We start from the raw sequence: 14039 nt of genomic DNA on the forward strand, positions 1-14039 counted from the left end.
TCCTTTCATACAACAACCAATTTCATTTTATAAATGAAAAAGAGTATCTATTATTTTAATATAATCAATTCTAGGTCGAAATCCAAGCGGAATAAAATCTGCATTTTGCTCAATTTCTTCTTTGGTAATTGATTTTCTTCCCCCATTTTTCATTCTTTCCCAAAAGAATAACAAGTGAGTTGCTTGGAGAAAATATACTTGTTCCTGCTTTGAAAACCGAAGAATAACAAAACAAATTCCACCATGAGAAACTACTTCCTGCATATGATCAATTTGGTGTTGATGGAAATTCTTCAATGGAAACGAAGTAGTATTAATTGTTTCCTTCGCCTCAAAATCGATATATTTCCCTTTATATACCCCATTATAGTCGGTCGTTGAAGCTTGTTTAAAGTATGCCTCTTTTATTACTGCAGCACTTCTTTTCGGGTAATCGACCTTGACAATTTGAACGGGTGTAGGTTTTTTATGGATAACAGCAATATTTCTCTCTCGGTAGTATTCATTCGTATCATTCAAATCATCTTCTAGTGTCATACCTCTATTACTATAGGATGGATTACTCTGTTTCTTTCCTTTGAATTCTGTTTCGCTAACTTTTGGAATGTACCTTTTTCCGTTTGGGTAATTAAAGTTCATGACAAGCACCTCTCAAGCTATTACTTATCATAACAAATCTCTGCAGCAATCGGGTGTATAAAATTTTTAAGTAAACACACGCTAATAAAAATAATGTACCTTGACTCTCAAGAAAAAGCATGATTCTTTTTTCATAAAAATCAATTCTCTAAAACTACCTATTGTGAAAGTTGTTGATGAATATGAATCATCTTACAATACCTGAGATTGAGACCATCAGTCAAATTAAGGGTGAAACCGATAAAAAGAATCTTGACAATATTTCAAGGACTGATGCATATTTCTCTTATTTTAAAAGGAACCCTGATATTATTTGGTCTTTCCTTGCCAGTATGGTTTCAAGGAATGGTGGCTGGAACATGTGTGATCTGGAAGGCCATGTCTTTCGAGAAATTTTAGAGCCTAAAACAAGGAAAGATCTATTCCTTACCTTTGAACGTGCCAATTGGTTAATCTTCCATGATGTTTACCCTCAATTACTGGTCTACCAATATTCGACGAAAATAAAGCGTCCAATGTTTCATCTCCTTCCATACTTTAAATGTTCTGAATTTATACAAAAAGAGTGGGAGAGGTACTGGAGAGAAGGAAATCATGAACGGCTCACTACGGCTTTAATTATTAATGAGCAAAATGTTATTCATAGACCAGTAATCCAACATCCCGTGTATAAAAAGAGGGTTTTTGAGTCGTGGATTTTTAATGTTCAAGATTGGCTTCATTTTAGCTGTGTCTTATTTCCTACATGTGGGGGAGAATTATATGGAGCGAGTGTAAATGGCTTTAAGTCACTTTCTAAACGAATTAATCTTGGAAAAAGGCTTTCAAGAATACTTACGCACCCACGTTTATTCCCTTTTTTCTTCGAGTTTGCCGATAAAACCCCACATACTGGATCTCGCAATGATTATGAACAATATTTTAAGACAGAAACTAGTCGTAAAACACCGTTATTAAGAGCAACTTTTCCCGTTATTCAGCACAATCATTTTCAATATGAGGATTGGAGTAAGACGCGGATGATTTCCCCTCTATGGCTTCATTTTCCAGCAAGACACCGCCATCCCATTCACTTAACCGATTGGTACTTTGAAAAATCAAACCAACTTGAATTAATTCTTGCCTTACAAAAGTCAGCACACATAAAGAAAATATAAAAAGCAAGGCAAATTGCCTTGCTTTTGCGCACTTCTTCATTACTCTGCAGGACGATTTGGTCCTTCGAGCTTCTTATCACCATAGCCAACTTTATTTTCTACTTGTGTTGTTCCGGATTTTTTGTTTTGTTTCTTTTTTGGCATTATCAACACCTCCATTTTTAGCTTGTTCGATTTTTCATTTTTCATGCGAAATTGAGATAGTGTCGAAAGTAAAGGTAATAAATGCCAGATTGCCACTTTCTTTGGCGAATCGCTTCTAGTTTTGTCAGAGGGGAAGGAAGCCTAAAAAAGAAAGAGAATAGTACTTAGTAAGAAAAAGCGAGGAGGTTCTAAATTTGATGAACTCGTCATTGCCAGAAAAGGAAAAGCTGCTTTCTATGCTGACAGAAATATATGATCAATTAGAAGAATTGGAGATTGTTTTAGAAACATCTTTCTCAGACCTTCGCATTCAAATGAATCATGAGGAAATAATAAAATTAACTGCACCCGTACAAAAACTTCATAAACTTGAAAAAGAATTAGATAGGATAAATCCAACATCAGACGAAGCGACAGAACAGACTAGCTCCATTGCAAGAGCTCTAAAACTTGAAATGGGCTTTTAATTACAGATAGAATAGGGACAGAAAACATTGAGTAGCTTTATAAAAAAAGCTGCTTTTTATTTTGCAGAAATAGAAAGGAATTAATGGCGATGTCCGAAAAAATTCTCCAGTTAACAAAAAAACTAATAAACTATAACCATTTATTTGTAAAATATTACGAGGACGCTCGTGAGAAAGGGATTACCCATGATTTTCATGAGATTATTAAGCCATTTGCAAATGAGGTAAAGAGTGTATCGGTGGAATGGAGTGCCTTAATGCAGAATTGGCTAGTAAACAATCCGCAGAAGCATCTTCATCCTAAACAAATCGATACTACAACAGAACATATCGAACAATTATCCATACAGGCATTTTTTCCGAAAACAAGCCGTTCAAGATTTTTAAATGCAAATCGGACAGTTGAATTTTTTCTATTGGAAGTGATAAAAGAACTTGAAAAATAAAAAGAGACGCATTTCTGCATCTCTTTGGGTACTTGTCTAGTTGTATTGTATCCTTTTAGGCATTTTCGATGAGGGAGTCTTCAATAAAATCGTCAGGAATCATAGCGCCCTGAGCTTCAAGCTCGCGCACAAGGAGACGGTATTCTTTAATGTCAATCTCGTTGTGAATATAAGCCTTCTTAGCAAAATCCAAAAGCGTATTAACATCATCTGTGTTGTATTCCCGACTTTGATTAAATTTGCTTTTAAGTGAGCGTATGACCATATGTAATTCCTCCTTCATCATTTTTTTAATAGTACCATGAAAAAAAAGGATTCCTAGTTTTTAAAATATTTAAACTTTAGACAAAATTCCCCGCATTTTGACATTGAAATCTGTTTGACCATATGCACCCATCTCCCCTTCTAAACATAAAGTGTAGTAATGAAAACGGGGGAGGAGATGTTTGCCCATGTTTGGTAAAAATAGATCAAATCATTTTATAAATCATGAATACTTAGGGCAAATGAATTACAGGAGACCGATATATGATCCAGCGAATTTTCACCCGTCTCCTCGTAATCAGCCATATCCATACCAAGCTGTTCAAGGAATGGAATGGCATCCATATCAACAACAAAACACTTACTATCAGCAAACTTATCCACAGTCCTATCAACCATATCAATCAGCCTATCAGCCTGTAGGAATACCTCAGCAGGTAGCTAATCAAACCGGTCAGTATCCTCCTAAAGATGCGCAATTTCTCTTTGAAAATCCATTGCAGCCCAAGGAGCAAATGGCACCAAATCCATATATGCAGCAAATGAATGACTACCCTGTAATGAACCCGTATCCAAAGCCAAATGGTATGCTGAAGCAGCCTGGGGGAATTCAATCAATTATGAATTCATTTAAATCACAAGATGGGACAGTGGATGTAAACAAGATGGTAAATACGGCAGGGCAAATGGTAAATGCTGTAACTCAAGTATCCTCTTTGGTCAAAGGTCTCGGAGGTATATTTAAGACATAAAAAGGAGAAGACGGCCAAAAGCCGTCTTTCTTATTGGAATTTTGTCGAAAACTTTTTCGGTTCCGTCAATCCTCAATATTTATTGTTTTTCCCTTTATGATTGGAATTCGTATATTTAGTAAGCCATCCCGATAAGAGGCTTTAACCATTTTATCATTAATTACCACAGGTAATGGAATCGTTCGAGATAACCTTTGTTGGGAAACTCTTTTTTGAAAAAGGTGGTTGTTAAGATCTTCTTTTGTTTCAATCTCTTTATTATCGACGGAAATGCTCACTTGATTAGGTAAAATATTTAGAAGTATTTGCTCCTTTTTAACACCCGGCAGCTCTGCGGAAATAATGTATTCATCTTCGGTTTCCCGTACTTGGACTGGAAAAGCCACACCAGGAAACGGGCTATTAAAAAATTCGTCAATAGATTGTAGAAATCCTTTTACCGGTTTTTCATGAACAAAGTCATTCATCGTTCTAATAAAGTCTCGAAAATGCTCAGGTTTAACCTTTTTTTGGTTATCTTGATCACCAGGGGGCATAGATGACATCATGAGTTCCTCCTCTTTTCAAAATTTCTCACCATATCATATGCCAATAGCTGCTGATTGTGCCCTGACATAAGATTGAGATAAAGTTATGAACCTTTTATTACAACTCTATTAATTGTGAGAAATGTCACATGAAAATTTTACAAGAATTTGTATTCTTAAACCGTAAATTGAGGAAAGCGAGGAAGATATATGTTCTGTAATCAATGTGAACAAACCCCTGCTGGAGGATGTACTGTGGTGGGTGTATGTGGGAAAGATGAGACAATTTCAAGCTTGCAGGATACCATTATCTACGGTTTGAAAGGAATTGCTGCCTACAGAACTCATGCCAATCAATTAGGCTATACGGATTCTTTTGTAGATACCACTACACAAGAAGCACTTTATATGACACTAACGAATTCCAATTTCAACGTTCAAGAACATATCGAAATGGCGATGAAAGTGGGTCAGGCTACTGTTCGCGTGATGGAGATGCTTGATGAAGCCCATACGAAGCGTCTTGGCATACCTGGGCCAATCCGAGTAAGTCAGAACAAAATAGAAGGAAAATCTATTGTTGTCTCTGGTCATAACTTGTTCGCACTCGAAGAACTGCTCAAGCAAACAGAAGGAAAGGGTATTAACATTTATACACATTCCGAAATGCTGCCTGCTCATGGGTACCCAGCATTAAAAAAATATGCACACTTAAAGGGAAATATCGGCAAGGCATGGTATGACCAGCGCCGCCTTTTTGAAAAATTCCCTGGAGCGATTTTAGCCACAACAAACTGTGTAATGCCCATTAAAGGTACATATGCCGATAGAATGTTCAGTTATGAAGTAGCAGGTCTAGAGAATGTACAAAAAATTACCAATGATGATTTTTCACCATTAATTGAGAGAGCACTAGAGCTGCCAGAAGCGGATATCCATTCAGATGAAACCTTACTTACAGGTTTCCACCATGAAACGGTTCTTGGCTTAGCACCTGAAGTCATTGAGGCTGTGAAAGCAGGCAAAATTAAACGCTTCTTTGTTATTGCGGGCTGTGACGCTCCTGGTGAAGGCGGGGACTATTATCGTGAGCTAGCAACCTCACTCCCACAGGAAACGGTTATTTTAACAACATCATGTGGTAAATTCCGCTTTAACGATGTTGACTATGGTGTCGTGCCTGGAACAAATATCCCACGTTATATTGACTTAGGTCAATGTAATAACTCAGGCTCTACAGTTAAGATTGCGATGGCGCTAGCCGATGCATTTGGCTGCGAAATCAATGAACTTCCTGTAAGTATCGTCTTATCTTGGTTTGAGCAAAAAGCAGTGGCGATCCTTTTAGGACTATTCAGCTTAGGGATCCAAGATATTCGTATTGGACCAAAGCCGCCTGAATTCATATCGGAAGGTGTTTTAAAGGTTCTCCAAGAAACATTTAACTTAAAGTTAATCAGTACTGCACAAGAAGACATGGCAGACATGCTCCAGCTTTCAAAATCATAGTGAAAAGACCGCAGAAAAGGCTGCGGTCTTTTAAATTAAATTAATTTCCTCCATGAGGATTTCAATATCTACGATCATATCCCCGTGATCATCGACTTCAATCAGTTCATCTTTTTTCATTTTTGTCAGCGTTCTGCTAATTGTTTCCCTAGTGGTCCCAATCATACTGGCGAGATCTCGGTTGGTAAATTCTGATTTCAATTGGATTGTTCCATCCTCTAATGCCTTACCATGTTTTTGAGCAAGGCGAATGATCAGTTTAATAATTTGCTCATATGTATTATTAAGGATTTGTTCTTCTAGACGATTTTGTAAATCCACTATCTTCTCACCTAATACCTTAAATACCTTAATACAAAGCTCTGGGTACTCAATGAGCACACTTTCAAATTTCAAAATAGGGACTGCGATAAGTGTTGATGGTTCGAGAACTTCAGCGTAAGCAGGGTAATCGCCTTTTCTAAAAAAGCCTACATGAGGAAACATTTCACCTTTTTTCATGATGGCGACAATCTGTTCTTTTCCATGGATATCACTTTTGTACACTTTGATTTTTCCGTCATAAATGAAATAAACATTTTCCAACGGATCACCTTGAAGAAAAACATAACTTTGCTTTTTCCATTCTCTCGCAATGGAAATATTGGCAATCTTTGTTAATTCATAGTTATCTAATTCTTTAAAAAGCATGAATTCAGATAGCACTCTCTTAATTTCTTCAATCCTCATACTCCACCTCCACAGACGTAATAAAATATCTTATACTATTGTAACAGACAAACAAATAATAATTAACAAGCTTTTTCTACGAACATTTATTCGTTATAATAGAAGTAATGAGGTGATACTATGAAATTGAAAAAAAACCTTCAAGAAATTCTTGCTGATTTAAAAATACATGATCATTTTAAAGAAAATATCGTTACGTGGAAGACACTAGAGGCTAAGGAAGCACAAACTGTTTCACTTCCAGATAACCTGCATTCGGCATTAACCAAGGCATTAAAGAGGAAAGGGATTGAAAATCTCTATACGCATCAAAAAACGGCTTATGAAGAAATTATGGCTGGAAATAGTGTTGTAGCTGTAACTCCTACTGCTTCGGGGAAAACACTTTGTTATAACCTTCCAGTTTTACAAAGCATTTTGTCAAACCCGAGTGCCAGGGCGCTTTATATGTTTCCAACAAAAGCTCTAGCGCAGGACCAGAAGAGTGAAATCAATGAAATCATTCAGGCTGCGGGGATTGATATTAATAGTTATACCTATGACGGTGATACACCGGCAAATATTCGCCAAAAGGTCCGCAAAGCCGGGCATGTTGTGATAACCAATCCTGATATGCTCCATTCAGCCATTCTGCCTCATCATACAAAATGGGTTTCGCTCTTTGAAAATCTAAAATTTGTTGTAATTGATGAGCTTCATACCTATCGAGGCGTTTTTGGCAGTCATGTTGCTAATGTTATTCGCAGGTTAAAAAGAATTTGTCGGTACTATGGCAGCAATCCAGTTTTTATTTGTACATCAGCCACAATCGCCAATCCAGTCGAGCTTGCTGAAAACTTAACAGAAGAAAGCATGGTCCTTATTGATAATAATGGCGCTCCGAGCGGGACGAAACACTTTCTTTTCTATAATCCGCCCATTGTTAATAAGCCTTTAAATATTAGAAGAAGTGCTACTCTTGAGGTTCGAAAAATCGCAGGTGAATTGTTAAAAAATAAAATTCAAACAATCGTCTTCGCTAGAAGCAGAGTTCGGGTTGAAATTATTTTAACGTATCTGCAGGAATTAGTGAAAAATCAATTAGGACCAAAATCGATTATGGGGTATCGAGGCGGCTATCTGCCAACAGAGAGAAGAAAAATTGAAAAAGGTCTGCGCTCAGGATATATATACGGAGTAGTAAGTACCAATGCGTTGGAGCTGGGGGTTGATATCGGTCAGCTGCAAGTATGCATTATGACGGGATATCCTGGAACGATTTCAAGCGCTTGGCAGCAAGCAGGAAGAGCAGGGAGACGGCACGGGGAAGCTCTTGTTATAATGGTGGCCAGTTCAAGTCCTCTTGACCAATATATTATCCAGCACCCTGAGTATTTTTTTAATCAAAGCCCGGAGACGGCAAGGATTAATCCTGATAACTTGATTATTTTAATCGATCATATGAAGTGTGCAGCGTTTGAGCTTCCCTTTAAAGCTGATGAGCAGTTTGGGGATGTTGGAACGGAAGAGCTGCTTGAATATTTGACAGAGGAACGTATTCTCTATCAGAACGGTGATAAATGGTATTGGATGAATGATTCATTTCCTGCTCATAATATCAGCTTACGCTCTGCTTCACAGGAAAATGTCATCATTATTGATCAATCAGATGTGGCAAATGCTAGAGTGATTGGGGAAATGGACCGGTTTTCAGCTATGACTCTTCTACATGATGAAGCCATATACCTCCACCAAGGAACTCAATTCCAAGTAGAAAAGCTTGATTGGGATGAAAAAAAGGCATTTGTCCGGGAAGTCAATGTGGATTATTTTACAGATGCCAATTTAGCCGTTCAACTAAAGGTATTAGAAGAGGACAAGCTTAAAAAGCTGGATGATTCTGAAGTTGGCTACGGGGATGTCAGTGTACGAGCAATGGCGACCATTTTCAAGAAAATCAAATTCGAAACACATGAAAATATCGGCTCAGGTCCCATACATCTCCCCGAGGAAGAGCTGCACACGAGTGCAGCATGGATTTCTTTAAACAAGTCTTTCGCAGAAATGGGACACGACCGATTAGAACAAGGACTTGTTGGAACGGCACATGCGTTAAATCATATTGCTCCATTATTTGTAATGGCTGATCCCCAAGACATTCATGTGATTCCACAGGTGAAAGCAGATCACAATGAAAAACCAACGATATTCTTTTATGATCGCTATCCTGGCGGTATTGGTTTAAGTGAGAAGATTCATTCAGGAATGACAGTAGTATTTACAGAAACAAAAAAGATGATTGAAAACTGTAAATGTCAAACTGGCTGCCCATCATGTATCGGAACCGATACTGTAAGTGAGACTGCAAAGTATGATACATTAAAAATTATCGAAGCGTTTTTAAATTCTTCCTATTAAAACGAGGTAGTGCAACCATGTCATTGAAAAACAAATTAAATCGTTTAAAACCGCATATTTCTGGTGGAGCACAAGGGGCACAAAATAATGTTTCTCCTGAAACAGCAAGGATTGAGATCCCTTTCCTTCCCAAATGGGAAAGTGAAAATGTGAGTCCTTATTTTTTGGATCAGGATTACTGCCTTATTCGTGAAGTAAAATATCCATTGTCACAAAAACATGGTCACTACCATTTTTATGATTTTCTTAAAGCCGTAGAGATCTGGAATAAACAGCCGGTTCACCATCCATTATCAGCTGAAGGGCATCGTGCGGAAGAATTATTCTTTTTTGATACTGAAACGACTGGACTTGGAGGGGGAGTAGGAAATACGATTTTTTTACTTGGTTATGCGAGTATAAAGGATGAACATCTGGTTCTAAGACAGCATATTCTCCCGCATCCAGGTGCAGAAGTACCTTTATATCAAAGCTTTCTGGAAAAGGTGAACTATAAAACATTAGTCACCTATAATGGGAAATCCTTTGATTGGCCGCAAGTAAAAACGAGGCATACGCTTGTAAGGGAGCATGTTCCAAAGCTTCCGGCGTTCGGTCATTTTGATTTATATCATGCAGCTAGAAGGCTCTGGAAGCATAAATTAGACCGGTTAAAGTTAGCGATTGTAGAAAAGGATGTCTTAGGTATTGAGCGAGAAGATGATATCCCAGGTTTTTTGGCGCCAATGATATATTTTGATTTCATCGAAAGCAAACAGCCGGATGGAATGCTTGGCATCATTAAGCATAATGAAATCGATATTTTGTCCCTTGTCACATTATATACCCATCTAACCTTTCAGCTATGTGGAATGGACAATAACCAAACACGTTCAGAATCATTTGAAGTCGGTCGGTGGTATGACTCACTCGGGGAAAAGGAAGAAGCCGCTAAGGTATTGACGAAGCTTGTAGAAGGAAGTGATACTACTTCACTAAAAGCAAAGCTTGCATTAGCCTATCAGTCTAAAAGAGTACAAAACTGGGAACGTAGTTTACCATTATTTTTGGAAGTGGCTGAAACAGAAAATGACCAGCTGAGTCCAGAAGCATGTATAGAAGCCGCTAAAATTTATGAGCATAAAATAAAAGATTATAAGCTTGCTTTGGATTACTGCTTAATGGCTCTGGATGTTGTTGGTAATACGAAAGCTTCCATGCAAAAAGTTCAGCAACAGCTCGAAAAGCGAAGGGAAAGATTGGAGAGGAAATTCGCTAAACTTCCCAGGTAAGCGCAACATTCGGCAATTATTTTGCATTCGGTAATTAATTTGACAAACCTCGAGTATTTGTAACAAAAATTTCACATTTCATTCACGTTTTCCATCTTGTTTCTTATAGTTGGAACATGTAAAATAGTAAACTGTGAGTAAAAAACGACTATAAAACAATAATGAGGTAGATACTATGTATAAAGCAATCTTGTATTTATTTTTTATTGTCGTTTGTTTGACTGCAGTACTTTTTTCAAACTTAAAAGATAACTTATATTCGATGCTATAAAAAAGCATAAGCGCCAATCTGCTAGATATATAGACACTTATCACTAGGCGCTTTAGCTAGACAGATGTCTAAGTGAAGTTAATCTTAAATAGATTTATGAAAAATAGGTATTTTCATTAGTACAAGAATTTCCCTTCTAACATAGGCTGTTAATGTAAACAGAATATAATTATTGAAGGGAGAGCTTAAATTGTATCTTGGAACTAATTTTGCGCCGCCAGTCATTCATCCGACTCAACAATTCGTTAACCACACTTTTTCAACAACTGTGGTTCCGCATATTCATCCAAAACATATGACAACTATTAATCATCATCTGTTCCAGCATAAACACTATTGTCCTCAGTCTGCTTCTTGCGTACAAGAAAATTGTAATCAGCACATTGACTGTTGCTGTCCAGGTGGTATGCCGGGACCTGCACCAATGGCTGTTGCTGGAGCACAGAGCAATGCATTACCTCTTGGAAACAACATGCCGCCTAATATGGGACCAGGCATGATGGGACCGGGTATGGGACCAGGCATGATGGGACCAGGAATGGGGCCAGGAATGGCTCCAGGGCAATACCCACGCCCTCGACGTTTCTGGAGATAATACCACTGACAAGGGCAGCTTGCCCTTGTTTTTTTCTATTATTTGAAACGTTTATTATAAAAAGGTGAGTTTCAACTGCCTAATAAGGAGAAGAACCTTGATCAAAGTTGCAGCAATCTCAGGTTACAAACCATTTGAGTTAGGGATTTTTAAAAACGACCATCCTTCCGTTTTTTTTATCAAAGCAGCGCTAAAGAAAGCTTTAATCCCGATGATCGACGACGGTTTAGAGTGGGTTATCATCAGCGGACAACTGGGAGTGGAGCTATGGGCTGCCGAAGTTGTTTTTGATTTAAAATCAGAATATCCTGAAGTAAAGCTAGCAGTGATTACGCCATTTTTAGAACAAGAGGCTTCCTGGAGTGAAAACAACACGGAGTGGTATAAAGCTATTCTTGCACAGGCAGATTTCATTGATTCTATAACGAAAAAGGGATATGAAAAACCTTGGCAGTTCCGCTTGAAAAATCAATTTTTCATAGAAAAGAGTGACACATTGATTCTTTTATTTGATCACGAAAAGGAAGGAAGTCCAAGATACATATATGAAATGGCTGTTCAATACCAAAATAAACATTCTTATCCTATCCAGCTGATATCCTTTTATGATTTACAGGTGATTGTTGAAGAAGAAGAGTTAAAGCGTTCTGATTTTTAGAATTTTTTATGATAAGAAAGAAGAATTGACAAAATCACATATTTTTGAGTAAATAATAGGTAATGATTGGCGAATGACTTGAGGTGGAAATGAATGGTGACCGATAAAGTGAAATTAACCGCTAAGGATATATTAGAGAAAGAATTTAAGACCGGTGTTAGAGGATATAAACAAGAAGATGTCGATAAGTATTTAGACTTAATCATCAAGGATTATGAAATGTTCCAACAAGAAATTGAAGATCTGCAACAAGAAAATCTCCGCTTACGTAAGCAGCTTGAAGAAACATCTAGAAGACAGCCGGTAACACAGCCTGCTGGTACAACGAACTTTGATATCCTGAAGCGTTTATCGAATCTAGAAAAGCATGTTTTCGGAAACAAGCTATACAACGATTGACAGATTGCACCTATAATTTCAAATTAATACCATTGATTAATAAAACAAAAATGCATATAATAACTAAGTACTCATTAATTACGTTCGGGTAATCGCTGCAATGAGCGTATGCGAATTGTAGAGGAAAGTCCATGCTCGCACGAGCTGAGATGCTCGTAGTGTTCGTGCCTAGTGAATTCATAAGCTAGGGCAGCCTGTACAAGGCTGACGGCCGGGAAAATACCTAAGTCCTATAAGGATATGGTATGAATACCTATAAAAGTGCCACAGTGACGGAGCCTTTCCAGAAATGAAAAGGGTGGAACGAGGTAAACCCCACGAGCGAGAAACCCAAATAATGGTAGGGGCACTTTCTCTGAGGAATTGAACGAGGAGAAGGACAGATTCTCTGCGAATCTGTAGATAGATGATTACCACCTAAGTACGAGGCGTCTAACGCCGTTTGCAGTACTCTGGTACAGAACATGGCTTACAGAACGTTATTAATGTAAATAAAATTAATGGTATCGACTCTCCCATGAGGAGGGTTTTTTTACTTTTAGAAGATAGATTATTTTGCATGGGCTTACTGATTTTGGTCTATAATGGTATGATAGACCAGCATATATTCATACATAATAAGGTAAAAAGTTAAGGGTGGACTAAATGGGAAAATATCAATTAATTGCAACGGCCGCGATGGGTCTAGAAGCACTAGTAGCAAAAGAGGTGCGCGCTCTAGGTTATGAGTGTGAAGTAGAAAATGGCAAGGTAATTTATACTGGTGACGAAAATGCAATTGCTCGCAGTAATCTGTGGCTTAGAACGGCAGACCGAGTAAAAATAAAGGTCGGTGAATTTAAAGCCTATACCTTTGATGAATTATTTGAAAAAACGAAAGCTTTGCCATGGGAAAAGTATCTCCCGGAGGATGCTGAGTTTCCTGTTACGGGTAAGTCAGTAAAATCAAAATTATTTAGTGTCTCAGATTGCCAGGCAATTGTGAAAAAAGCAGTTGTCGACCGGATGAAAAGCTATTATAAACGGAATTCCTGGTTTGAAGAGACAGGTGCATATTTCCGAATTGAAGTAGCATTGTTAAAAGACGTTGCTACGATAACGATTGATACGAGTGGCCAAGGACTCCATAAACGAGGATATCGAGTAGATCAAGGGGAAGCGCCATTAAAGGAAACACTCGCTGCTGCATTAGTTTCAGTGACAAATTGGAAGCCGGATAAACCGTTTATCGATCCTTTCTGTGGGTCTGGCACCATTCCAATTGAAGCCGCCATGATAGGTCAAAATATTGCTCCAGGTTTTAATCGAGAATTCGTGTCAGAGAATTGGAATTGGATTCCAGGTAGTGTTTGGGATGAGGCTCGAATAGAAGCAGAGGATTTAGCAAATTATGATCAGCCACTAGATATTATAGGAACTGATATTGATCATCGAATGATTAAGATCGCACAGGAAAATTCCTTTGAAGCCGGTCTCGGAGACCTCATTCAATATAAACAAATGCAGGTGAGAGATATCACCACGAATAAGGAATATGGCGTGATGGTTGGAAATCCTCCATATGGCGAAAGACTTGGTGAAAAGAAAGCTGTTGAGCAAATGTACAAAGAAATGGGACAGGCGTTTAGTAAGCTTGATACTTGGTCCATTTATATCTTGACCTCGAATGAAGAGTTCGAACAATTTTATGGGAAGCCAGCGACAAAAAAGCGAAAGCTGTTTAATGGCTTTATTCGTACAGACCTTTATCAATATTGGGGAAAACGACCTCCCCGTATAATTGAATAGTAATGTTTAGACCAATTGGAGCCTAT

At 37.9% G+C, this 14039-nt stretch carries 15 protein-coding genes and 1 other RNA gene; 12 read left to right on the forward strand and 4 right to left on the reverse strand.

The features are described 5' to 3' along the window. Positions 1 to 27: 27 nt before the first annotated feature. On the reverse strand, positions 28 to 639 hold the full coding sequence (recU, locus tag J2Y03_RS01525; RefSeq protein ID WP_310190060.1) for a Holliday junction resolvase RecU: 612 nt from the start codon (positions 637 to 639) through the stop codon (positions 28 to 30). A 176-nt stretch (positions 640 to 815) separates the two neighbouring features. On the opposite strand from recU, the gene J2Y03_RS01530 reads away from it, so the two are divergent. The 3 genes from J2Y03_RS01530 (at position 816) to J2Y03_RS01540 (ending at position 2853) form a co-directional block, all read left to right on the forward strand. Continuing rightward, on the forward strand, positions 816 to 1796 hold the full coding sequence (locus J2Y03_RS01530) for a DUF2515 family protein (RefSeq protein ID WP_310190062.1): 981 nt from the start codon (positions 816 to 818) through the stop codon (positions 1794 to 1796). A gap of 341 nt (positions 1797 to 2137) precedes the next feature. Continuing rightward, positions 2138 to 2407: a hypothetical protein gene (locus J2Y03_RS01535; RefSeq protein WP_310191290.1), complete on the forward strand. Its 270-nt coding sequence runs from the start codon at positions 2138 to 2140 to the stop codon at positions 2405 to 2407. Between the two features lie 89 nt (positions 2408 to 2496). Next, complete coding sequence (locus tag J2Y03_RS01540) at positions 2497 to 2853, forward strand: DUF1798 family protein (RefSeq protein ID WP_310190064.1); 357 nt, start codon at positions 2497 to 2499, stop codon at positions 2851 to 2853. Between the two features lie 55 nt (positions 2854 to 2908). Here the strand turns inward: J2Y03_RS01540 and yppF are convergent, their stop codons facing one another. Next, the gene (gene yppF / locus J2Y03_RS01545; RefSeq protein ID WP_132089431.1) at positions 2909 to 3118 is read right to left on the reverse strand and encodes a YppF family protein; all 210 of its coding nucleotides are present in this window, start codon (positions 3116 to 3118) and stop codon (positions 2909 to 2911) included. Positions 3119 to 3305: 187 nt separating this feature from the next. Between yppF and J2Y03_RS01550 the strand changes: the two genes are divergently transcribed. Beyond that, positions 3306 to 3869: a YppG family protein gene (locus J2Y03_RS01550; protein ID WP_310190066.1), complete on the forward strand. Its 564-nt coding sequence runs from the start codon at positions 3306 to 3308 to the stop codon at positions 3867 to 3869. A 65-nt stretch (positions 3870 to 3934) separates the two neighbouring features. Here J2Y03_RS01550 and J2Y03_RS01555 read toward each other — a convergent pair whose 3' ends face one another. After that, a complete protein-coding gene (locus J2Y03_RS01555) occupies positions 3935 to 4414 on the reverse strand; it encodes an Hsp20/alpha crystallin family protein (RefSeq protein WP_310190067.1) in 480 nt (159 codons plus the stop codon). A gap of 192 nt (positions 4415 to 4606) precedes the next feature. Here J2Y03_RS01555 and hcp point away from each other — a divergent pair, with 192 nt between their 5' ends. Further along, positions 4607 to 5905 (forward strand): hydroxylamine reductase, encoded by a 1299-nt coding sequence (hcp, locus tag J2Y03_RS01560; protein ID WP_310190069.1) that lies wholly within the window; start codon positions 4607 to 4609, stop codon positions 5903 to 5905. Positions 5906 to 5935: 30 nt separating this feature from the next. On the opposite strand, the gene J2Y03_RS01565 is transcribed toward hcp, so the two are convergent. Beyond that, entirely contained in the window at positions 5936 to 6634 is a 699-nt protein-coding gene (locus J2Y03_RS01565; RefSeq protein WP_310190070.1) for a Crp/Fnr family transcriptional regulator, read from the reverse strand. A 120-nt stretch (positions 6635 to 6754) separates the two neighbouring features. Between J2Y03_RS01565 and J2Y03_RS01570 the strand changes: the two genes are divergently transcribed. The 7 genes from J2Y03_RS01570 to J2Y03_RS01600 all read left to right on the forward strand — a co-directional run bounded on the left by J2Y03_RS01570 (position 6755) and on the right by J2Y03_RS01600 (position 14013). After that, positions 6755 to 9031: a DEAD/DEAH box helicase gene (locus tag J2Y03_RS01570; RefSeq protein WP_310190072.1), complete on the forward strand. Its 2277-nt coding sequence runs from the start codon at positions 6755 to 6757 to the stop codon at positions 9029 to 9031. Positions 9032 to 9048: 17 nt separating this feature from the next. Continuing rightward, on the forward strand, positions 9049 to 10302 hold the full coding sequence (locus J2Y03_RS01575) for a ribonuclease H-like domain-containing protein (protein ID WP_310190074.1): 1254 nt from the start codon (positions 9049 to 9051) through the stop codon (positions 10300 to 10302). A gap of 461 nt (positions 10303 to 10763) precedes the next feature. Next, positions 10764 to 11168 (forward strand): CotD family spore coat protein, encoded by a 405-nt coding sequence (locus J2Y03_RS01580; RefSeq protein ID WP_310190076.1) that lies wholly within the window; start codon positions 10764 to 10766, stop codon positions 11166 to 11168. Positions 11169 to 11268: 100 nt separating this feature from the next. Then, positions 11269 to 11826 (forward strand): SLOG family protein, encoded by a 558-nt coding sequence (locus tag J2Y03_RS01585; RefSeq protein WP_310191292.1) that lies wholly within the window; start codon positions 11269 to 11271, stop codon positions 11824 to 11826. A 93-nt stretch (positions 11827 to 11919) separates the two neighbouring features. Beyond that, positions 11920 to 12225, forward strand: a complete 306-nt coding sequence (gpsB, locus tag J2Y03_RS01590) for a cell division regulator GpsB (RefSeq protein ID WP_132089403.1) — start codon at positions 11920 to 11922, stop codon at positions 12223 to 12225. An 80-nt stretch (positions 12226 to 12305) separates the two neighbouring features. Then, positions 12306 to 12702: RNase P RNA component class B (gene rnpB / locus J2Y03_RS01595), an RNA gene on the forward strand. 168 nt (positions 12703 to 12870) lie between these two features. Then, on the forward strand, positions 12871 to 14013 hold the full coding sequence (locus tag J2Y03_RS01600) for a THUMP domain-containing class I SAM-dependent RNA methyltransferase (protein ID WP_132089400.1): 1143 nt from the start codon (positions 12871 to 12873) through the stop codon (positions 14011 to 14013). Positions 14014 to 14039: the final 26 nt, after the last annotated feature.

This window comes from Neobacillus niacini (assembly GCF_031457145.1).
In the GTDB taxonomy this organism is placed as follows: domain Bacteria; phylum Bacillota; class Bacilli; order Bacillales; family Cytobacillaceae; genus Neobacillus; species Neobacillus niacini_J.

Coding starts and splice junctions, on each gene's coding strand:
- yppF (WP_132089431.1), bottom strand. CDS start 3,118: ATGGTCATACGCTCACTTAAAAGCAAATTTAATCAAAGTCGGGAATAC.
- J2Y03_RS01540 (WP_310190064.1), top strand. CDS start 2,497: ATGTCCGAAAAAATTCTCCAGTTAACAAAAAAACTAATAAACTATAAC.
- gpsB (WP_132089403.1), top strand. CDS start 11,920: ATGGTGACCGATAAAGTGAAATTAACCGCTAAGGATATATTAGAGAAA.
- hcp (WP_310190069.1), top strand. CDS start 4,607: ATGTTCTGTAATCAATGTGAACAAACCCCTGCTGGAGGATGTACTGTG.
- recU (WP_310190060.1), bottom strand. CDS start 639: ATGAACTTTAATTACCCAAACGGAAAAAGGTACATTCCAAAAGTTAGC.
- J2Y03_RS01570 (WP_310190072.1), top strand. CDS start 6,755: ATGAAATTGAAAAAAAACCTTCAAGAAATTCTTGCTGATTTAAAAATA.
- J2Y03_RS01555 (WP_310190067.1), bottom strand. CDS start 4,414: ATGTCATCTATGCCCCCTGGTGATCAAGATAACCAAAAAAAGGTTAAA.
- J2Y03_RS01575 (WP_310190074.1), top strand. CDS start 9,049: ATGTCATTGAAAAACAAATTAAATCGTTTAAAACCGCATATTTCTGGT.
- J2Y03_RS01550 (WP_310190066.1), top strand. CDS start 3,306: ATGTTTGGTAAAAATAGATCAAATCATTTTATAAATCATGAATACTTA.
- J2Y03_RS01565 (WP_310190070.1), bottom strand. CDS start 6,634: ATGAGGATTGAAGAAATTAAGAGAGTGCTATCTGAATTCATGCTTTTT.
- J2Y03_RS01535 (WP_310191290.1), top strand. CDS start 2,138: ATGAACTCGTCATTGCCAGAAAAGGAAAAGCTGCTTTCTATGCTGACA.
- J2Y03_RS01600 (WP_132089400.1), top strand. CDS start 12,871: ATGGGAAAATATCAATTAATTGCAACGGCCGCGATGGGTCTAGAAGCA.
- J2Y03_RS01530 (WP_310190062.1), top strand. CDS start 816: ATGAATATGAATCATCTTACAATACCTGAGATTGAGACCATCAGTCAA.